Below are 19,599 nucleotides of genomic sequence, written 5' to 3'. Positions count from 1 at the left end.
GGTCACCTCACTCGATGGGGTGAGATTTCTGGGCGACGTGGTTCTTCCGGGTCATTGGTCGACAGAATCGGACCGGCCTTTCGGGGTCGGTCCGATTCCGCGTCGACGGGGCCTAATGGGGGGCCATCGGCATGATCCGCATCAAGGCTGTGTTTCCCCGTCGGCTGCTCGCGCTGGGGCTGCCCACCGCCTGGGGCGCGATGGCGATCACGTACAAGCTCACCTGTCCGCTCGCCCAGCAGGACGGCATCGGGGCACGCGCGGTCACCAGTGCCGTCTTCTTCGCCGTCGGCACCGGCCTGATACTCCATGTCCGGCAGGCCCTCGTGCGTGAGCTGCGGCAGATCCGCCGGGTCGCCGGAGTCGCGCAGAGCGCGCTGCTACGGCCGCTGCCGCCACGGATCGACGGGCTGAACGTCGCCGCCGCCCAGCTCTCCGCCGACCGCGGCGCCTGTGTGGGCGGCGACCTGTACGAGGTCATCGCCACCGAACACGGCGTACGGGTGGTGATGGGCGACGTCCGAGGCCACGGCATCGCCGCCGTCGGCACGGCGGCGGCCCTCCTCGGCAGCTTCCGCGAGGCGGTCCATGACGAACCGGATCTGGGGCGGGTGCTGCGGCGCCTGGAGCGGGCGTTGGACCGGCATCTGCGGGAGCGGTCGCGGGACGAGTACCCCGTGGCCGAGGAGTTCGCGACGGTTCTGTTGCTGGAGATCCGCGCTGACGGAGATCTGCACGTCCTCAACTGCGGTCACCCCTGGCCGTACTTGATCAGCGGATCGAAGGTGGAACAGTTGGCTCGGGAGGATCCGCTTCCGCCGCTGGGTCCCTTTCCCCTGCCGCCTGAACTGACGGCCACCTCCCGCGGCCCTTTGCTCCCGGGCGAGTCCCTGGCGTTGTACACGGACGGTGCGGAAGACGCCCGTGACGCGCGTGGCCGATTCTTTTCGCTGCGCGCGGCCTTGGAGGGCGCCGTGCACTCTCAGCCCTGCTCTCCACAGCAGGTTCTGCGTACGGTCATGAGCGCGCTGATGCGCCATGCGGGAGGCACGCCAGCGGACGACATCGCGCTTCTGGTCCTACGGAACGACAGAACCCACCTCATAGGGGCGCGAGGCTCTGACATAGGCGGCTCCGCCGCCGGGGCGCGACCGGCCACCATGAACCCGCAGCCGACAACGCACCTTTGATGCCCCAGCGACGACTCGCACCGGCTCAGCCCCCGGCGGGGCCGCCGCACTGTACGAGGGGGAGCCGGCGGCCCGGCCGGCCTCTTGCGAGGCATTTCAGTCAACCGGTTGGGAACTCTCCGCGACAGTGCGCGCACAGCCCGGATTCGAGCACTCCGTTCACACCCCGTGTGAAGGCGGAACCACTACTCTGACGGCACCGAGCCACCCGGGGGGCACCCATGCAGCCCAACACTCTGCTCGACGCGATTCTGGACGAGGCCGGGATCTCGCACGCGGGGCTTGCGGCACACGTGAACCAGGCGGGCCGGGCGCGCGGCCTGACGCTGAGGTACGAACACACCGCCGTGGCGCGGTGGTTGAAGGGCCAGCGGCCGCGCGGCCAAGTCCCCGACCTGATCTGCGAGGTGCTGGCGGGACGGCTCCAACGACCCGTCACCCTCGACGACATCGGACTCGGCGTCCCCGGTGAGCCCTCCGCCCCGCACGGCACCTCGCTGTCCGGGTTCGTCGAGCGGGCCACGGCCCTGTGGCGCTCCGACGAACAGCAGCGCCCGCACATACTCGGCGCCCCCGCCGTCACCGGCACCCCCGCCGTGATGCCGGTGTGGGAGTGGGAGAACCCGCCCGAGGACGTGGACGTCTCCCGCGGCGGGCGGCACCGGGTGACCTCCGCCGACATCGACATGCTGCGCGCCGCCCGCACCCATTACGAGCAGATGTACCGCAAGGCGGGCGGCATGGCGACCCGCACCCGGATCGTCGGCTTCCTCAACGCCGAGGCGGCCCCGCTGCTGCGCGGCAGCTACACCGACGCCACCGGGCGTCAACTGCACCGGGCCACGGGCGGGTTGGTGGCGATCGCGGGCATCTGCGCGTACGACTCGGACGCGCACGGCCTCGCCCAGCGCTACTTCCACCAGGCGCTGCGCCTCGCGAAGGCCAGCGGCGACCGGGGTCTCGGCGCCTACGTGATCGCCCTGCTCGTCAACCAGGCCCTGTTCATGCGGGAGTTCCGGCAGGCCGTCGCCTTCGCGGAGGCCGCGCTGCGGGCCGCGGGCAAGCACATCACCCCGGCGCTCGCCTCCGACCTGTACGCGATGCAGGCGAAGGCGTACGCCCACCTCGGCGACGGCACGAGCGCGCTGTCCTGCATCCGGCGGGCCGAGCAGGCCGCCGAACGCATCCGGCGCGGATACGAGCCCGACGAGACGGGCTATGTCCAGCCGGGCCTCGTCAATGTCCAGGTGGCGGAGGCACTGCTCAGCCTGGGCGAACTGGCGGCGGCCGGCGAGCACGCCGCGGCGGCCGTCGACAATCCCGCCCACGACCGGGGCCGGGTGCACCGGCTCGCCATGCTCAGCACGATCGAGCTGCGGCAGGGCCATGCCGACAAGGCGGTGGCCACCGCCGTGCAGATGGCCGAACAGGCCAGAGGGATGGAGTCCCAGCGCCTGCGCGACAGACTCCGCGCGGTACGCGAGCATCTCGTGCGCAGCGGCGGCGCGGGCACCTCCGAGGCCGCCGAACTCATCGACGGAGCGCTGCGCGTACCGCTCTGAGCCGGTGCGGGGAGGTACCCGAACACCGACACCTCATAGTCCCTGCTGCGATATTGCCACTTACTCGACGGAAGGTGGCAGAACCGTGCAGTGGACGAAACAGAACGAACAAACTGTGTATGAAAACCGCTGGTTCACCGTCAACCTGGCAGACGTGGAGCTGCCCGACGGCCGGCACCTGGATCACTTCCTGATAAGGCTGCGGCCGGTCGCCGTGGCCACGGTGGTCAACGAGGCGAACGAGGTCCTGCTTCTGTGGCGCCACCGGTTCATCACCGACAGCTGGGGGTGGGAACTCGCGGCCGGAGTGGTCGAGGACGGCGAGGACATCGCCGTAGCGGCCGCCAGGGAACTGGAGGAGGAGACCGGCTGGCGGCCGGGACCCCTGCATCACCTCATGAGCGTGGAGCCGTCCAACGGACTCACCGACGCCCGGCACCACATCTACTGGGCCGACGAGGGTGAGTACGTCGGGCACCCCGTGGACGACTTCGAGTCGGACCGCCGGGAATGGGTCCCCCTCAAGCTCGTCCCCGACATGGTCGCCCGTGGGGAGGTCCCGGCCGCCAACATGGCGGCCGCGTTACTCCTGCTGCACCACCTCAGGCTCGGGCAGGACGCTTTGCCCTGATCCCCCCCATCGCGCCCGGTGAGCTAGTGGCCGAAGGCCTGCCAGATCGCCACGACGAGTGCGCCCAGCGCGGTCAGTGCGGCGACCGCGGGCAGGGGCCAGCGTGAGTGTTCCAGGGCGACGATCCGTGCGGCCAGATCGTCGAGTTCCTTGTCGGTTTCCTCGGTTCGGTGACTGAGCAGGGCCAGACCGCCCTCGACGCGGGCATAGGCCACGTCGAGGCGTCGGCGTAACTCTGCGAGTTCTCCATGGACCACGGGATGCTCGGGGTCGGCGGTCACGAGTCCGCTCCTTTCCGTAGTCGTCACATCCCTTGCGAGCGCTCTTGCATGCGCGTGACGAGTCAACTCGCCTGGTGGGCACGTGGGGAGAGTGTGCGACGGGCATATGCGAGCCCGGCGCGCACACGGTGTGTGAATGACGCGGGCCCGGCACCCAAGGGGTGCCGGGCCCGTGCGCTTGGCCGAAATCTGACCGTGCGTAATCAGCCGTAGGTGTAGAAGCCCGAACCGGACTTACGGCCCAGACGGCCGGCGTCGACCATGCGCTGCAGCAGCGGGGGAGCGGCGTACAGCGGCTCCTTGTACTCCTCGTACATGGAGAACGCCACCGAGGCGACCGTGTCCAGGCCGATCAGGTCGGCCAGCTTCAGCGGGCCCATCGGGTGGGCGCAGCCGAGCTCCATGCCGTTGTCGATGTCCTCGCGGCTCGCGATGCCCGACTCGAACATCCGGATCGCGGAGAGCAGGTAGGGGATCAGCAGCGCGTTCACCACGAAGCCCGAGCGGTCCTGGGCGCGGATGGCGTGCTTGCCGAGCAGCTTCTCGGCGAAGGCCTGGGCGCGGCTGATCGTGCCCTCGGAGGTGGTGAGGGCCGGGATCAGCTCGACGAGCTGCTGCACCGGGGCGGGGTTGAAGAAGTGGATGCCGATGACCTGGTCGGGGCGCGAGGTGGCGACCGCGAGCTTCACCAGCGGGATGGAGGAGGTGTTGGAGGCCAGGATCGCGTCCGGCCGGGTCACGACCTGGTCCAGCACCTGGAAGATCTCGGTCTTGACCTGCTCGTTCTCCACGACGGCCTCGATCACCAGATCGCGGTCGGCGAACTCCCCGAGGTCGGTGGTGAAGCTCAGGCGCGCCTGCGTCGACGCCAGCTCCGCGTCGGTGATCTTGCCGCGTTCAGCGGCCTTGGTCAGGGAGTTGAACAGCCGGGTACGGCCGATCTCCAGGGCCTCGCCGGTGGTCTCGGCGACCTTCACGTCCAGGCCGGCCCGCGCGCACACCTCGGCGATGCCCGCTCCCATCTGGCCGCAGCCCACCACTCCGACGCGTGCAATATCTCCCGCGGGGTACGTCACATCGTCCCTTTCGCTGAACTTCGGCTGGGGGCAGGATCCCGGGTTCCGGTGCCTGCTCCGTTCGTGCACGTTACCCCCAAGTATCGATGATCGATCGCCGGGGTCGGGCATCCTGGGGCCCGAAGACGGTCCGTGACGGCGCGGATCCGCAGGGCGACAGGGGGTGCAGAGGATGGGGCGAGTCACGCGTCGGGCCTTCGCCGTGGCGGCACTGGCGACCCTGACGACGGGGTCGGGGGCGTCCGCCGCGCCGAGGCGGCGGAAACCGCCCGGCGAGATGCGGGGCATGTGGCTGGCCACGGTGATGAACCGGGACTGGCCGTCCCGGCCGGGGCTGACCGCGGCGGCGCAGCGGGCCGAACTGATCGCGCACCTCGACACGGCGGTACGGCAGCGGCTGAACACGGTGATCTTCCAGGTGCGGCCCGCCGCGGACGCGCTCTGGCCCTCTCCGCACGAGCCCTGGTCGGAGGTGCTGACCGGCACCCAGGGCAGGGCGCCCGGCTGGGACCCGCTCGGCACGGCGGTCCGGGAGGCGCACGCGCGCGGTCTGGAGCTGCACGCCTGGTTCAACCCGTACCGGATCGCCGACCACACGGATCCGGCCAGGCTCGCCGCCTCGCACCCGGCCCGGCGCCGTCCCGACTGGGTGGTGCGCTTCGGCGGGAGGCTCTACTACAACCCGGGCCTGCCCGAGGTCCGCGCCTTCGTGCAGCAGGCGATGCTGGACGCGGTGGGCAAGTACGCCGTGGACGCCGTGCACTTCGACGACTACTTCTATCCGTATCCGGCGGCGGGCCAGACCTTCGACGACGACGCGGCCTACGACCGCTACGGCGGCGGCTTCGCGAGCCGGGCGGCCTGGCGGCGCGACAACACCGACCGCCTGGTGTCCGGGATGAGGGCCGGGATCGAGAAGGTCCGCCCGGGCACCCGGTTCGGGATCAGCCCCTTCGGGGTGTGGCGCAACGCGAGCACCGACGCACGCGGCTCCGACACCGGGGCGCTCCAGGCGTACGACGATCTCTACGCGGACACCCGGAAGTGGGTCAGGGAGAACTGGGTCGACTACATCTGCCCCCAGCTGTACTGGCACATCGGCCACTCCGCCGCCGACTACGCCGTACTCCTGCCCTGGTGGGCGCAGACAGTACGGGGCACGGCGACACAGCTCTGCCTCGGGGAGGGGCTGTACCGGGCGGGCGACCCGGCGCAGGCCGCCGCCTGGCAGGACCCGGCCGAGCTGTCCCGGCATCTGAGCCTGGCCGCGCGGCACCCGGAGGCGCGCGGGCATGTGTTCTTCTCCGCCCGGGAGGTGGCGGCGGATCCCATCGGGGCCATGGCGCGGGTGGTCGCCGACCACTACCGGTGACCGGCGTCGCCCCCGCGCGGACCTACATGGGGCTGGTGTTCCGGTGCTTGATCTCGGTGTCCGGGCCCGGTGAGCAGATGCCCTCGTGCCCGTCGTCGAAGCGGACGCGGTAGGGCGGGTTGCCCTTGTCGCCCAGAACTTCGACGATCTCGCCGACCTTGTCGTGCTGTCCGACCACCCTGCCGTGCTGAACAAGCTGGTCGCCCACGGTTGCACGCATCTGGAGGCCTCCTCAGCGAAAGCGGGAGCAGCGGTCCGTGGCCTTGAGTCTACGGCCCGGGGCGGCGCTGGGAAGTGGGTCGTACGGGGGTCGTAAGGCCCACTCAGCCGCGTGCCCGTTGGGTGACGGCGATGCACACGAGCACCGCCGCGGCCGTCAGGGGAGCGGCCACTGTCAGATGCTCGCCCAGCAGCAGCACCGACCACACCAGTGTGAGCAGCGGCTGGGCCAACTGCAACTGGCTGGCCTTGGGGATGCCGATGGCGGCCATGCCCCGGTACCAGACGACGAGGCCGAGGAACTGCGATCCGGCGGCCACCCACAGCACTCCGGTCACGCTGTGCGCGGTGAGCGCGACGGGCTCCTGCGTGAGCGCGAACGCGGCGGCGGGCACGGACAGCGGGAGGCACAGCACCAGCGCCCAGCCGATGACCTGCCAGCCCGGCATGACCCGGGCCAGCCGGCCGCCCTCGGTGTAGCCGGCCGCGCACACCAGCAGGGCCGCGAAGAGATACAGATCGGCGGTGGTCAGGGCGCCACCGCTCTGCTGCACGGTGAAGGCCACCACCGCGGCGGCACCCGCGAGGGCCGCGGCCCAGAAGGTGCGCGAGGGCCGGGTGCCCATGCGCAGGGCGGAGAACAGGGCGGTGGTCAGCGGGAGGAGACCCACCACGACGGCCGCGTGCGCGGTCGTGGACGTCTGGAGCGCGAGCGTGGTCAGCAGCGGGAAGCCGACCACCACTCCGGCCGCCACGACCCCGATCCCCGCCCAGTGCGCACGGTCCGGCAGCGGTACGCGCAGCGCCAGCAGACAGCCACCGGCGAGCAGCGCGGCGAGGACAACGCGCACGGCCACCAGCGACCAGGGGCCGAAGCCCTCCAGGCCCCAGGCGGTGGCGGGGAAGGTGAGGGAGAAGGCGATCACGCCGAGCGCGGCGAGGAGGGTGCCGGCCGCTGCCGGGGTCGTCCCGGCCGGGGTGCTGACCGCTATCCGGTTCTCTGCGATAGCGCTACTCTTTGCTGTCATGCAAGAGCGTAGCAGTGTGGGTGAGCTGGCGGATCAATTGCGGCGGGAGTTGGACCGCTACTCGTTCGGTGGAAAGCTCCCGTCGAGCCGGGCCCTCGTCGAGCGGTTCCGGGTGAGCCCGGTGACCGTCTCGCGGGCCCTCGCCCAGCTGGCGGCCGAGGGTCTGGTGGTGACCCGGCCCGGCGCCGGAGCCTTCCGGGCCCGGCCGCGCGCCGAGGCCGCGCCCGCCGGGGACACCTCCTGGCAGGAGGTCTCGCTCAGCGCGGACGGGGCCGCGGAACTGGTGCCGCGCTCGGTGGACGCCTCCGGCGTCCTGGTCTCGCTCGCCGCGCCCCCGCCGGGCGTGATCGAGTTCAACGGCGGCTATCTGCACCCCTCCCTGCAGCCGGAACGGGCCATGGCGGCGGCGCTCTCCCGGGCCGGACGCCGCCCCGGGGCCTGGGGTCGGCCGCCCATGGAGGGGCTGCCGGAGCTGCGCGAGTGGTTCGCCCGTAGCATCGGCGGCGCGGTCACGGCGGCCGAGGTGCTGGTCACCTCCGGCGGCCAGTCGGCGCTCACCACCGCCCTGCGCGCGCTCGCGCCGCCCGGCGCCCCGGTCCTGGTGGAGTCGCCCACCTACCCCGGCATGCTGGCCATCGCACGGGCCGCGGGCCTGCGTCCCGTGCCGGTGCCGGTCGACGCCGACGGGGTACGTCCCGCGCTGCTCGCCGACGCGTTCCGGGCCACCGGCGCCCGGGTCTTCGTCTGCCAGCCGCTCTTCCAGAACCCCACCGGCGCCGTGCTCGCCCCCGAGCGGCGCGCCGAGGTGCTGCGCATCGCCCGAGAGGCCGGCGCCTTCGTCGTGGAGGACGACTTCGTACGACGGCTGGTGCACGAGGACGCGGGGCCGTTGCCCAGGCCGCTGGCCGCCGACGATCCCGACGGCGTCGTCGTGCACGTCGGCTCCCTGACCAAGGCGACCTCGCCGAGCTTCCGGGTCAGCGCGCTGGCCGCACGGGGACCGGTGCTGGAGCGGCTGCGCGCGATCCAGGTCGTCGACACCTTCTTCGTGCCCCGGCCGCTGCAGGAGGCGGCCCTGGAACTGGTCGGATCGCCCGCCTGGCCCCGCCATCTGCGCACGATCTCCAGTGAGCTGAGGCTCCGCCGGGACGCGATGACGGCGGCCCTCCTGAGCGAGCTGCCCGAACTGGCCCTGCCGCACATCCCCTCCGGCGGCTACCACCTCTGGCCCCGCCTGCCCGACGGGACCGACGAGGCGGCGCTGACCGCGGCCGCCCTGCGCACAGGCGTCGCGATCACCCCCGGCCGCCCGTACTTCAGCGCCGAACCCCCCGCCGCCCATCTGCGCCTGAGCTTCGCGGCGGTCGCCGGGACGGGGGAGATCGCCGAAGGGGTACGACGGCTGCGGGTGGCCTGCGCCGAGGTCGGTGCCGTCGGCGGCGGAAAACGCTGAGTTGTCCGGGTCGTCCTGACCGCGAGGTAAGGGTTCGCCCACCCTCGGTAACTCCGAGGCAACGCCTCTTGACCTGCGCACTTTCGCGAATCACCATCGCGGCATGTCACTTCGGGTCACGTTCGTCGCCGCCGCGCGCAGCTCCTCGCTGCTCACCGAGCGGTTCCAGGACGACCGTCCGCTGGACCAGGCCGGCTGGGACGAGGTGCAGCGCGTCGCCCACGATCTGGTCCCGCTGTCGGCCGCCGAGCTGCGCTACTGCTCGCCCACCCCGCGCTGCCGCGCCACCGGCGACGCCCTGGGCTACGCGCCACTGGTGCAACTCGCCCTGCGGGACTGCGACATGGGTCGCTGGGGTGGGCTGACGCTGGGTGAGGCGATGGCCCGCGAGCCGGAGGCGGTCGACGCCTGGCTCGCGGACCCGCGCTCCACCCCGCACGGCGGTGAGTCCCTGCTGGCCTTCATCGGCCGGGTCGGGGGCTGGCTCGACACCCGGCCGGTCGGCGACGGCGGCCGGATCGTCGCCGTCGCCGAGCCCTCGGTGATCCGCGCCGCCCTGGTGTACGCCCTGAAGGCGCCGCCCGCGACCTACTGGAACCTCGACGTCCGACCGTTGTCGACGACGACCGTCACCGGCCGGGCGGGCCGCTGGAACCTGCGGTTCGACGGGGCGTCGGCCGAGGCCTCACGGACGTAGCTCCGCGGGCAGCCCGAAGTGCTCCGCGACGATCCGGCGGGTGTGGGCGCCGTCGGCGTTGAAGTCCGGGTCGGCGTCGTAGCGCGCGGTGTCCCGGCCGACGATGCCCGCGGCCAGCAGTTCGGGCAGCAGATGGTCGGACCGGCCGCCGCCGCGCCGCGACTCACGGCGTCCGCCCACGTTCAGATACAGCTGCTCGAAGCCGCCCCGGCTGTGGCTGACCTGGAACGGGTGCTCGGGGCAGTGCGGAACCAGGTAGTGCTGCCCGTGCGGGCAGGCGCAGGCGGGGGTGGAGGCGAGGAACACCGTTTCCACCCGGTCCGGTCCGCCCGCCAGGTCCACGTACCGGTAGCCGGTGAGGTCCCGCGCCAGGGTCCGCACGTCGTCTCCCGTGACGTTCTGGTGGGTCAGCCAGGCCCAGCCGGACGAGGTGCCCTCGGCGGCGGCGGGCAGCCCGGCCCGGGTGAAGACGTCGGACAGGGCGGGCCGGTCCAGGCCCCTGCAGAAGGTGGCGAAGGTGTTCGGGGGCAGCCGGGTCATCGTGCCGTCACCTCCGCGGCGAGCGGCGGCGAGGGCAGCGTGAAGAAGTCGGACAGCGTCCGCATGAGGCGTATCCGGTCCTCGCTCGCGTGCTCCCAGCAGGCGTGGGTCTCGTCGTCCTCGTGCGGGCAGTACGCGTCGGGGCCGATGATCTTCGCCGCCAGCAGTTCGGGGGAGAGGTGGTCGGGGTTGTCGCCCACACGCTGGCCGGGGTCCTCGAAGCTGAAGTGCACGACGAGTCGGCCGTCCCGGTAGTACGAGAAGTCCGGCGGGAACGCCTTGGCGCTGCACGGCTCGGTGACCAGGACGACCAGTTCGCTGCCGGCCGGGCACACGCGCCGGTAGTCCACGGGGTCGAAGTCCTCGATCTCCGCGTTGAGCATGTCGTGCACCGCCCAGGTCCAGCCGTTCCCCTCGCCCTGGTCGAGCGGCTCCCGGTCGAGGGCGCGCAGCCCCGAGGCGAGCGCGTCGGGTGAAGTGCCGCGCGCGAAGACGACGTTCACCTCGTGGTGGTCGTAGGAATCCCTGGTCCAGTTGGTCATGCCGGGCACTCTAGGGCGCGGCACCGACAATCGGTTCGCGGGTGTAGTCGGTGGTCAGGACGAGGTCCTTCGCGGGACCGCGCACCCGCCAGACCGTCCGCCAGTGGCCGGCGTCGAGGACGGTGAACTCGCCCCGGTACAGGTCGGCCGCGCAGGGGTGGTCGGCGATGTGCCGCCCGGCGGTGAGGTCCAGATCGTGGAAGGGGCGGCCGTCGGCGAAGCGGACGTCGGCGGTGCCGGGGGCGCTCCCGGGCAGGAAGCGCAGCGTCCGCTCCGCGGGCCGGGCCACGCCCCGCCACACGAACGTGCCGGTCTCCTCGTGCAGCAGCCCGCCGCTCTCCAACGGGCCGAAAACCGTCGTACCGCCGAACTCGCCGCGCTCACCGCTCGCGTGGTCCCGCACGGAGCGGCGCACGCGCCAGGAGCCCGCCAGATACTCCAGCGCATCCCGCACTGGCCAGAACTCGCCCATGGTGCCCGCGACCCCGTCCCGTCCGTTCCTGCGCGACCCATTGACGCGCTCCTGCCCCCTCCCTATCTTGCCGTTCGAGCTACTGGTCAATGTCTGATATTTCGAACAGTGAAGCCACATCGAGCCGCGGAGCATCCATGTCACGCACCCGCACCCGCTGGAGACTCGGTCTCGGCGCCACCGCCTTCCTGGTGGCGTCCGCAGGCCTGGTCCCGGTACCCGCGCACGCCGAGGACGTCACCGACTACGCGATCACCGTCGACCCGACCGCCCGGGGCGCGAAGATCGACGACACCATGTACGGCGTCTTCTTCGAGGACATCAACCGGGCCGCCGACGGCGGTCTGTACGCCGAGCTCGTGCAGAACCGGTCCTTCGAGTACTCCACCGCCGACAACGGCTCGTACACCCCGCTCACCTCCTGGGCGGTCTCCGGCACCGCCGAGGTCCGCGACGACTCCGGACGGCTGAACGAGCGCAACCGCAACTACCTCTCGCTGGGCGCCGGTTCGGCCGTCACCAACGCGGGCTACAACACCGGCGTCCGCGTCGAGCAGGGCAAGCGGTACGACTTCTCCGTGTGGGCCCGCGCCGAAGCCGGCAGCACCCTCACCGTCGGCCTGAAGGACGCGGCGGGCACCCTCGCGACCGCCCGGCAGGTCGCCGTCTCCGGCGGCTGGCGGAAGTACACGGCCACCTTCACCGCGAACCGCACCAGCTCCCACGGCCGCCTCGCCGTCGCCTCCTCGGGCGCGGCGGCGCTCGACATGGTCTCCCTCTTCCCGCGCGACACCTACAAGGGCCAGGCCAACGGCCTGCGCAAGGACCTCGCCCAGAAGATCGAGGCCCTGAACCCGGGGTTCGTCCGCTTCCCCGGCGGATGCCTGGTCAACACCGGCTCCATGCAGGACTACAGCGAGTCCTCCGGCTGGCAGCGCAAGCGCTCCTACCAGTGGAAGGACACCATCGGCCCGGTGGAGGAGCGCGCCACCAACGCCAACTTCTGGGGCTACAACCAGAGTTACGGCCTCGGCTACTACGAGTACTTCCGCTTCGCCGAGGACATCGGCGCCATGCCGCTGCCCGTCGTCCCCGCGCTCGTCACCGGCTGCGGCCAGAACCGGGCCACCGACGACGAGCACTGCTCCAGCGGCACATCCAGGACACCCTGGACCTCATCGAGTTCGCCAACGGCCCGGTGACCAGCACCTGGGGCAAGAAGCGCGCCCAGATGGGCCACCCGAAGCCCTTCGGCCTGACCCACCTCGGCGTCGGCAACGAGGAGAACCTGCCGGTCGAGTTCTTCGCCAACTTCGTGAAGTTCCGCGCGGCCGTCGAGGCCGAGTACCCGGACATCACCGTGGTCTCCAACTCCGGCCCCGACGACACCGGTTCGACCTTCGACAGCCTCTGGAAGATGAACCGCGAGGCCGGCGTCGACCTGGTCGACGAGCACTACTACAACAGCCCACAGTGGTTCCTGCAGAACAACGACCGCTACGACACCTACGACCGGAACGGCCCCAAGGTCTTCCTCGGCGAGTACGCCTCCCAGGGCAACGCCCTCAAGAACGCCCTCGCCGAAGCCGCTTTCATGACCGGCCTGGAGCGCAACGCCGACGTCGTCAAGCTCGCCTCGTACGCCCCGCTGCTCGCCAACGAGGACTACGTCCAGTGGCGGCCCGACCTGATCTGGTTCAACAACCACGCCTCCTGGAACTCCGCCAACTACGAGGTCCAGAAGCTGTTCATGAACAACGTCGGCGACCGCGTCGTCCCCTCCACCGCGACGGGCACCCCCACCGTCAGCGGCCCGATCACCGGCGCCGTCGGCCTCTCGACCTGGGCGACCAGTGCGGCGTACGATGATGTGAAGGTGACCGCGGCCGACGGGACGTCGCTCCTGAGCGACGACTTCTCCGGTGACGCCTCGCGGTGGACGCACAACGGCACCGGCAGCTGGAGCATCCAGGACGGGGCCTACGTCCAGAGCGACGCCGCCGCCGAGAACACCCTGGTCACCGCCGGCGACCCGGGCTGGCAGGACTACGACCTGCATGTGAAGGCCACCAAGAAGTCCGGCAAGGAGGGCTTCCTCGTCGCCTTCGGCGTCAAGGACACCGGCAACTACTACTGGTGGAACCTGGGCGGCTGGAACAACACCTCCTCCGCGGTCGAACAGGCCGTGGACGGCGGGAAGTCGACGCTGATCTCCAAGGCCGGATCGATCGAGACCGGCCGCGCCTACGACATCGACATCAAGGTGCGCGGCCGCCAGGTGACCCTCTACCTCGACGGCCAGGAGTGGGGCAGCTTCACCGACGACAAGCCGGCCGAGCCGTTCCGCCAGGTCGTCACCAAGGACGCCCGGACCGGTGACCTCATCGTCAAGGTCGTCAACGCCCAGTCCGCGGACGCCCGTACGGCCGTCGACCTCGGCGGCGCCAAGGTCGCCTCCCGGGCCCGGGTGACCACGCTGGCGGGCGAGCCGGACTCGGTGAACTCCGAGACGAACACGCCGGTCACGCCGGTGACGTCCACCCTCACGGGGGTCGCGGCGAAGTTCACGTACACCTTCCCGGCCAACTCGGTCACCTTCCTGAGGATCCCGCCGAGGTAGCCGTACGTCAGTCCGGGCCCTGCCCCGCGAGCAGGGCCCGGCACCGCTCCGCCAACGACTCCATGCCGTGCGACTCCGCGGTCGTCAGGGCCGCCCGGAGCAAGGCGACCGGATCCGTGTCCCGGCGGCCGGGCGGCAGCCGCAGCAGGGCCCGTGCCTGTTCGGCGCGGGCCCTTGCCGTGTGCGGCGGAGAGGAGCCGACGACCAGCCGCTCCGCCTGCCGGAACCGGCCGAGGGCGGCGACCGCATCACCCGCCACCAGCTCCAGCAGGCCCACCGCCCGGTCCGTCGGCCCCAGCAGCACCACCGGCCAGCCCGCGAGCGCGATCCCCTGCGGCACCCGGACAAGACGCCGGCGCAGCGCGGGCACCACCTCGGCGAGCGTCGCCTCGTGACCGCCCCGGGTGTCCAGCGCCGCGCACACCTCGGCGAGCAGGAACAGCGCCGGCACGGTCCAGCCGTCCGGCGGCACGCGGGTGAACCCGTCGCTCTCCCGGGCCAGCGCCAGCAGCCGGTCCGCCGCCTCCCCGTGCTCGCCCACCTCGCACAGCGCGAACGCCAGCCCCGCCCGCCAGACGGGGAAGTAGCCGTGCCGCTCCACCCCTTGGGCCAGCTCGGAGCTGAACAGCTCCGCCATCCGGCCGCGCTCGCGCAGCAGCCAGTACGCCTGGCCCAGCCGGGTCTGAAGCAGCGTGTCCGCCGGAACCGAGAGGTCGGCCTCCAGACCGGCCACGACGGTCCGGGACTCACCGAAGATCCAGTCGCTCGCCGAGTCGAAACGGCCGTACCAGAGGTCGAACAGGGTTCCGAGGGTGCACTGCTGCCAGCCGGCCAGGGTGGAGCGGGTGCGGGCCGCGTGCCGGGCGTGCTGGGCGCGGGTCCCGGCGGCGCCGTGCACCCGGCCGACCCGCAACTGGTCGATGGCCAGCGCGATCAGGGCCTCGCCGCGGAAGTACGGCGAGCCGCCGCGCATCGCGCAGTCCAGCAGCCGTAAGGACAGCGCCAGTGACTCGGTGGCGGGCAGGAAGTCGTACAGGCCCCAGCGGCACTCGGTCAGCACCTCGCAGCGGGTGTCGTCGTCGAGGCCGGCGGCGGCGAGTCCGTCCAGCGTCTGGCGGGCGAGCTCGGCGGCGCGGCCCGGTCCCGCGGGCGGCCACGCGGTGTCCTCGCTGATGCCCATGGACAGCTTCTTGGCGAGGTGGGCGTTGAGCTGGAGGCGCAGTCCGACGGCGGCCGGTCCCTCGGCGCCGGCCAGCGCGGCGAGACCGCTGCGCAGCAGATGCAGCAGCTCGTGGTCGACGCGGCCCGGATCCGACCACCGCCGCGCCAGCCGTACCGTCGCCGTCGCGCGGGCCTCGGGATCGCCCTCGGCCAGCCGGTACGCCTCCCGGTAGTGCTCGTCCGCCTCCTCCATGCGGCCCGCCAGATAGCGGCGGTCGCCGCGCTCCAGGAGCCGTTCGAACTCCGTGCCCCCGCCGGCGACTCGGCGTTTCGGAGCGGTCGCCGGAGGCCGCCTGCGGGCCGCGTCCCGGGGCTTGCGGGCGGTCTCCGGCTCCGGATCCGTCACCAGGTCCGCCAGTTCGCCGTGGGCGTCCAGCACGGTGTCGCACAGCTCGGCCAGCTCGCGGGAGACCCGGCGGTGGCCGTTCTCGATGCGGCTGAGGAAGCCGCGGCTGCAGTGCACCAGGCCCGCCAGGTCGGCCAGGGAGAGACCCGCGTCCACCCGGCGCCGCCGTAACGCCCGGCCGAAGACCTGCGCGTCCTCCTCCACCCCGCTCATGGTGCCCCCCAAGCCCGCTGCGTTCGTCGGCTGTTGCCAAATATGCCCTGGCAACACCTCATCGCTCCCGGCCTGTGCCGGATCGGAGGAACCTGGCTGGAAAGGCGCACGGACCGCGCCGAGAGGATGTACGGGGGCGGGCAATGGGGTTCAGGGACGGACAAGGCGGGCCGGCGAGCCGGGTACAGCGGGGGCTGCCGGCGGACCGGTCGGCCGAGAAAGGGGAAGCCTGTTCCCCGGACCCCATTGCCCCGTCTATTCAGCGAGTGAACGGAGTTTCTCCACGCCCGCGCGGCGAACTCAAATTCGCCGACCTCTCACTCCGGGAACAGAAGCGTTGTCTGCGTATTCTGACGGCGGAAGTCGACGCGAGTAGGTTCCGTAAAGCAAATGATTTCACTCATTACGGCTATGTGTTGTGGGGGCCGTATTTCTTCATGTCCTACGACGCCTCCGTCATGGCCCGCGCGGCGCTGACCGGCCTGCGCAAGGCCTGGTTCCTGCGCCGGGTCGCGGCACGCCACGGCGGAACCCGCCTGGCCTGGCCGCCCGACCTCGACGGCTAGGGCGCTGCTAGGCCGACGTGAGCGCATCGGCCAGGGCCCGGGAGACCGGCGCCCCGGTGAGCTGCTCGACGAAGAGGAACGAACCCTGCGGGTTGATCTCCAGGAAGACGTACTCGCCCTCGGGCGTCAGGCGCAGATCGGCGGCGCCGTAGACCAGGCCCAGGCGCTCGCGCAGGCGGTGCAGCGCGGTCAGGACCTCGGGCGGGAGGTCGTACGGCGTGAAGCGGACCGTCTGGTCGAGCCGCCAGTCGAGCGGGCTCGTGCCCTCCTGGCTGTGGACGGCGGTGGCGAACGTCCGCGGGCCGACCATCGTGACGCGTAGGTCGAGGCGGGCCGGGACCAGCCGCTGGAACAGCGTCGGCACGGGCACGCCCGTTTCCAGGGCCGTCAGATCGGCGCGCCGCACCCGGCGGGTGGGCAGCGGGGTGCCGAGGGTGAGCGCGGGGCGGGCCGCGATCGCCTTCACGATCACCTGCCCGTCCTGCCGCTCCCAGAACTCGGCCAGCTCCCGCGGATCGCTGCTCACCAGGGTGGGCGGCACGGTCAGTCCGGCCGTGTGGGCGAGTGCGAGCTGGCGCATCTTGTGGTCGGCGGCGGCCTCGGCGACGGGGGAGTTGACCCAGCGCGCGGAGCTGCCGAGCAGGGAGCCCAGCAGCGGGGCCTCCGCCTCGGCCTGTCCGAAGTCGGCGTAGCGGTCGCCGAGCGCCTCGGGCGGCCGTAGCAGCGTCTCGACGATCCGGCCGTCCGGTGTCCGGCGCATCCCCGGCCGGTACAGCACCCCGCCGATGTCCCGCACCGCGAAGCGGGTGTCGCCCCAGGCCAGCCAGGGGTCGCCGGGATCGGCCAGGTCCCAGGTCAGGCGGAGCCCGCGGCGCAGGCCGTCGTCGTCGACGAAGACCACGCGGTCCTCGGGGAGATGCCGCAGGACCGCCCGCGCCTCGGCGTGGTCGCTGCGGCTGAGGATCAGAATGCGGGCCATGCCCCCTCACTTCTCCGGGCCTTGGGCCACTTCTCCGGGACTCCGGCGTGCGCACCCCCGTCGAGCCGCACGCCGGAGCCCCGGGTGTGGTGCCCGGATCGTCTCCGGCTCAGAAGGTCGGGCCCTCGAAGGTGAGGCCCGACGCGCCGTCGACGAGCGCGGCGTCCGTCAGCTCCGCCACGTCGACCTCGGTGCCGGCGTACCGGGACTGCACGCCCTCGGGCAGCCGGACCGTCGGCGAACCTGCCAGCAGCACCACGAAGGGCTGCTCCTGAAGCGGCTCGTTCATCTCTCCGTACCTCCTCTCCCCTGCTGGGTGTCCTGCTTCTTCAGCCACCCGGACGACAGCACCATGCGCTCTCCCCGGGTGACTTCCGTGACCGCGTGCCAGGCGTCCCAGGGGAAGAGGACGACGTCCCCCGGGAGCGCGCTCACGGTCTGCTCGGTGGGTGTGCGGACGACGAACGCGCCGCCCTCGAAGTCGATCCCGCGCCGCGACAGGTGCAGTACGGCGATGACGGGCGGCGCGCCCGGACCCGTGTCCGTGTGCCAGTCGATGCGGCGCCCGCGCGGGATGCTGATCAGTGAGGTGCACAGCCGCTCCCGCGAACCCCGCTGGGCCGCTCCCCCCGGCAGGCTCCCGGCCACCCGGCCGCGGAACTCGGTGAACCTGCGCACCAGCGGCGCGTGCGGCATCACGTCATGGCAGCGCGCGACGTAGGTCAGCGTGCGCACGCCCGCGCTCGGTCCCGTCGCCTCCCTGTAGAAGACGGGGCTGCCCGACCACACGGTCGTGCCCTCCGGCGCGGGCGCGCGCTCCTGGGAGATCTCCCGCTCCAGCGCCTGCCGCAGGACGGCCGTCTCCTCCTCCGAGAAGAGACCCCTCACGACACTGAATCCGCGCCGGTCCCAGGAGTGCAGAGTTTCCTCGATTTTGCTCGCGTAAAGATCCATGGAATCGATCCCCCCTATTGCCAGACGACGGTATCGCCGGAAATTCCGGCCCACAAGCCCTCTCCGGAATATGGCGTCCAGAACATTCCAGGGGTTAATCTGAGCGTGCCGATTGCGGAGCCGTGGGGGGAAATCATGCGCTGTCCGGTGAGGCATCCGATCGTTCTGCTGCCGGGCCTTCTGGGCAGCGTGTTGGAGGGGCCCGCGGGGCCTTTGTGGGCGCCGGGGCTGCCGGTGCTCAGGGCGCTGGGCGCGCTGCGCGATCCGGAGGCCGCCGGACACCCGTTGACGCCCGCCCCGGAAGGGCCGCCGGTCACCGCGTCAAGACTCTTTCCCGACGTGGCGGTGCTGCCCGGCCTGATGCGGATCAGGGGCTACTCCCAGACCGAGGCCTGGGTGCGCCGGCACTTCGCGGTGCACGAGGGGCCGGGCGGCGGACTGCTGACGTTCCCTTACGACTGGCGGCTGGACAACCGCGTGCACGCCCACCGGCTCGCCAAGGAGATCGACGCCCACCTGCGCGCGTTCAAGGAGCGCACCGGGGCCGAGGAGGCGCAGGTCGTCATCGTGGCCCACAGCATGGGCGGGCTCATCGCCCGGTACTACCTCGACGTGCTCCAGGGCTGGCGGGACTGCCGGGCCCTGATCACCCTCGGCACCCCGCACCGCGGGTCCCTGCGCGCCCTGGACGCGCTGGCCAACGGCTTCCGGCTGCTGCCCGGGGTGAGCGCCCTGACCCGGCGGCTGCCCTCGGTGCACCAACTCCTGCCGGTCTACCCGGTGCTGGACTCCGGCGCGGGCCACGTACGGCTCGCGGAGACGGGCCCGCTGCCGGGGCTGAACCCCGAACTGGTCGCGGACGGGCTGGAGTTCCACCGCGAGCTCCAGGCGTCCTTCGACGCCCACCGGGTGATCGTGCCCGTCGTCGGCACCCGCCAGCGCACGACACTCCAGTCCGCCCGGCTCGACGGCACGTCGGTGCTCTGCTCCACCGATCCGCCGGGCCCCCGGATCCCCGCCGAACTGGCCGACGGCGACGGCACGGTACCCCGGGTATCCGCCATCCCCGCACACCTCCCCGAACACCGGTGCCGGTTCGTCGCGGAGGCCCACAGCGCCCTGCAACTGCCGCGCGTCCTGACCGGACAGCTCCTGGAACTGCTGCGCCACCTTCAACTGCCGGGTCTGAAGGACGTCCTGGGCCCCGAGAGCCCGGCACCCGCGCCGGTACCGGCGGCGATCAGCAGTGACCTGGACGACGCCTACCCCGGCACGGCGCCGGTCCGGCTGCGGGCCCGCGCGGTGGGCGGCACCCGGCCGCCCGCCCGGGTGCGCGCGTCGCTGACGGGGGACGACGGCGCGACGTACGAGGTCGAACTGACTCCGGCCCGGGGTGACGGCAAGCAGAGCGACGGCAACCAGGGTGGCGGCAACCAGGGTGGCGGCAACCAGGGTGGCGGCTGCCAGAGCGCCGGCTACGAGGGCGCCGGCTACGAGGGCGCCGGCTACGAGGGCGAGCGACTCCTCCCGCCGGGCCTGTACGACGTACGCCTCAGCGCCGACTCGGGCGCGCCGGTGCCGGAGCCGGTCCAGGACTGCTTCGCGGTGCTCACCGACGGCAAGGTCCGCTAGGCGGC

At 72.0% G+C, this 19,599-nt stretch carries 19 protein-coding genes and 1 pseudogene; 9 read left to right on the top strand and 11 right to left on the bottom strand.

The genetic code is table 11. The features are described from left to right. Positions 1-131 precede the first annotated feature (131 nt). The 3 genes from AC068Z_RS24355 to AC068Z_RS24345 all read left to right on the top strand — a co-directional run bounded on the left by AC068Z_RS24355 (position 132) and on the right by AC068Z_RS24345 (position 3,383). Positions 132-1,190, top strand: a complete 1,059-nt coding sequence (locus tag AC068Z_RS24355; RefSeq protein ID WP_478559255.1) for a PP2C family protein-serine/threonine phosphatase — start codon at positions 132-134, stop codon at positions 1,188-1,190. A gap of 221 nt (positions 1,191-1,411) precedes the next feature. Then, positions 1,412-2,752 (top strand): NsdA family TPR-like regulatory protein, encoded by a 1,341-nt coding sequence (locus AC068Z_RS24350; protein WP_451723580.1) that lies wholly within the window; start codon positions 1,412-1,414, stop codon positions 2,750-2,752. Positions 2,753-2,837: 85 nt separating this feature from the next. Next, on the top strand, positions 2,838-3,383 hold the full coding sequence (locus AC068Z_RS24345; RefSeq protein WP_478559252.1) for an NUDIX hydrolase: 546 nt from the start codon (positions 2,838-2,840) through the stop codon (positions 3,381-3,383). Between the two features lie 23 nt (positions 3,384-3,406). On the opposite strand, the gene AC068Z_RS24340 is transcribed toward AC068Z_RS24345, so the two are convergent. Together AC068Z_RS24340 and AC068Z_RS24335 are read right to left on the bottom strand one after the other, a co-directional pair. Further along, on the bottom strand, positions 3,407-3,664 hold the full coding sequence (locus AC068Z_RS24340) for a hypothetical protein (protein WP_451723577.1): 258 nt from the start codon (positions 3,662-3,664) through the stop codon (positions 3,407-3,409). A 203-nt stretch (positions 3,665-3,867) separates the two neighbouring features. After that, positions 3,868-4,740, bottom strand: coding sequence for a 3-hydroxybutyryl-CoA dehydrogenase (locus AC068Z_RS24335; protein ID WP_478559249.1), 873 nt, complete (start codon positions 4,738-4,740; stop codon positions 3,868-3,870). A gap of 172 nt (positions 4,741-4,912) precedes the next feature. Between AC068Z_RS24335 and AC068Z_RS24330 the strand changes: the two genes are divergently transcribed. After that, positions 4,913-6,112, top strand: coding sequence for a glycoside hydrolase family 10-like protein (locus AC068Z_RS24330; RefSeq protein ID WP_478559246.1), 1,200 nt, complete (start codon positions 4,913-4,915; stop codon positions 6,110-6,112). Positions 6,113-6,134: 22 nt separating this feature from the next. Here the strand turns inward: AC068Z_RS24330 and AC068Z_RS24325 are convergent, their stop codons facing one another. Continuing rightward, a complete protein-coding gene (locus AC068Z_RS24325) occupies positions 6,135-6,332 on the bottom strand; it encodes a DUF1918 domain-containing protein (protein ID WP_478559243.1) in 198 nt (65 codons plus the stop codon). 103 nt (positions 6,333-6,435) lie between these two features. Continuing rightward, entirely contained in the window at positions 6,436-7,359 is a 924-nt protein-coding gene (locus AC068Z_RS24320) for a DMT family transporter (protein WP_478559240.1), read from the bottom strand. Here AC068Z_RS24320 and AC068Z_RS24315 point away from each other — a divergent pair. Both AC068Z_RS24315 and AC068Z_RS24310 read left to right on the top strand, forming a co-directional pair. Continuing rightward, complete coding sequence (locus AC068Z_RS24315) at positions 7,358-8,812, top strand: aminotransferase-like domain-containing protein (RefSeq protein WP_478559237.1); 1,455 nt, start codon at positions 7,358-7,360, stop codon at positions 8,810-8,812. The genes AC068Z_RS24320 and AC068Z_RS24315 overlap by 2 nt on opposite strands. Positions 8,813-8,915: 103 nt before the next feature. Next, positions 8,916-9,509, top strand: coding sequence for a histidine phosphatase family protein (locus AC068Z_RS24310; RefSeq protein WP_478559234.1), 594 nt, complete (start codon positions 8,916-8,918; stop codon positions 9,507-9,509). Here the strand turns inward: AC068Z_RS24310 and AC068Z_RS24305 are convergent. From AC068Z_RS24305 to AC068Z_RS24295, 3 genes are read right to left on the bottom strand one after another with little or no spacing between them, the layout of a single operon-like run. Then, entirely contained in the window at positions 9,498-10,049 is a 552-nt protein-coding gene (locus AC068Z_RS24305) for a hypothetical protein (protein ID WP_478559231.1), read from the bottom strand. The two genes, AC068Z_RS24310 and AC068Z_RS24305, sit on opposite strands and share 12 nt — an antisense overlap. Next, positions 10,046-10,591, bottom strand: coding sequence for a DUF6461 domain-containing protein (locus AC068Z_RS24300; protein ID WP_478559228.1), 546 nt, complete (start codon positions 10,589-10,591; stop codon positions 10,046-10,048). The genes AC068Z_RS24305 and AC068Z_RS24300 overlap by 4 nt, the downstream gene beginning before the upstream one ends. Before the next feature lie 10 nt (positions 10,592-10,601). After that, complete coding sequence (locus AC068Z_RS24295; protein WP_478559225.1) at positions 10,602-11,063, bottom strand: DUF6314 family protein; 462 nt, start codon at positions 11,061-11,063, stop codon at positions 10,602-10,604. A 137-nt stretch (positions 11,064-11,200) separates the two neighbouring features. On the opposite strand from AC068Z_RS24295, the pseudogene AC068Z_RS24290 reads away from it, so the two are divergent. Then, positions 11,201-13,683: pseudogene (locus AC068Z_RS24290) on the top strand (alpha-L-arabinofuranosidase C-terminal domain-containing protein). Between the two features lie 7 nt (positions 13,684-13,690). On the opposite strand, the gene AC068Z_RS24285 reads toward AC068Z_RS24290, so the two are convergent. Next, entirely contained in the window at positions 13,691-15,463 is a 1,773-nt protein-coding gene (locus AC068Z_RS24285; RefSeq protein WP_478559222.1) for a helix-turn-helix domain-containing protein, read from the bottom strand. 437 nt (positions 15,464-15,900) lie between these two features. Here AC068Z_RS24285 and AC068Z_RS24280 point away from each other — a divergent pair, with 437 nt between their 5' ends. After that, complete coding sequence (locus AC068Z_RS24280) at positions 15,901-16,029, top strand: hypothetical protein (RefSeq protein ID WP_478559219.1); 129 nt, start codon at positions 15,901-15,903, stop codon at positions 16,027-16,029. Between the two features lie 7 nt (positions 16,030-16,036). Here the strand turns inward: AC068Z_RS24280 and AC068Z_RS24275 are convergent, their stop codons facing one another. The 3 genes from AC068Z_RS24275 to AC068Z_RS24265 all read right to left on the bottom strand — a co-directional run bounded on the left by AC068Z_RS24275 (position 16,037) and on the right by AC068Z_RS24265 (position 17,962). Continuing rightward, the gene (locus AC068Z_RS24275; RefSeq protein ID WP_478559216.1) at positions 16,037-17,008 is read right to left on the bottom strand and encodes an MvdC/MvdD family ATP grasp protein; all 972 of its coding nucleotides are present in this window, start codon (positions 17,006-17,008) and stop codon (positions 16,037-16,039) included. 109 nt (positions 17,009-17,117) lie between these two features. Continuing rightward, a complete protein-coding gene (locus AC068Z_RS24270; RefSeq protein ID WP_451723557.1) occupies positions 17,118-17,297 on the bottom strand; it encodes a hypothetical protein in 180 nt (59 codons plus the stop codon). Beyond that, on the bottom strand, positions 17,294-17,962 hold the full coding sequence (locus AC068Z_RS24265; protein ID WP_478559213.1) for a 2OG-Fe(II) oxygenase: 669 nt from the start codon (positions 17,960-17,962) through the stop codon (positions 17,294-17,296). Before AC068Z_RS24265 ends, AC068Z_RS24270 begins: the two co-directional genes overlap by 4 nt. 147 nt (positions 17,963-18,109) lie before the next feature. Between AC068Z_RS24265 and AC068Z_RS24260 the strand changes: the two genes are divergently transcribed. Next, positions 18,110-19,594 (top strand): esterase/lipase family protein, encoded by a 1,485-nt coding sequence (locus AC068Z_RS24260; protein ID WP_478559210.1) that lies wholly within the window; start codon positions 18,110-18,112, stop codon positions 19,592-19,594. Positions 19,595-19,599 lie beyond the last annotated feature (5 nt).

The organism is Streptomyces sp. NPDC043726 (genome assembly GCF_056436565.1).
The sequence above is the reverse complement of the archived record's forward strand: the minus strand, read 5'-3'. Positions and strand labels throughout refer to the sequence as shown.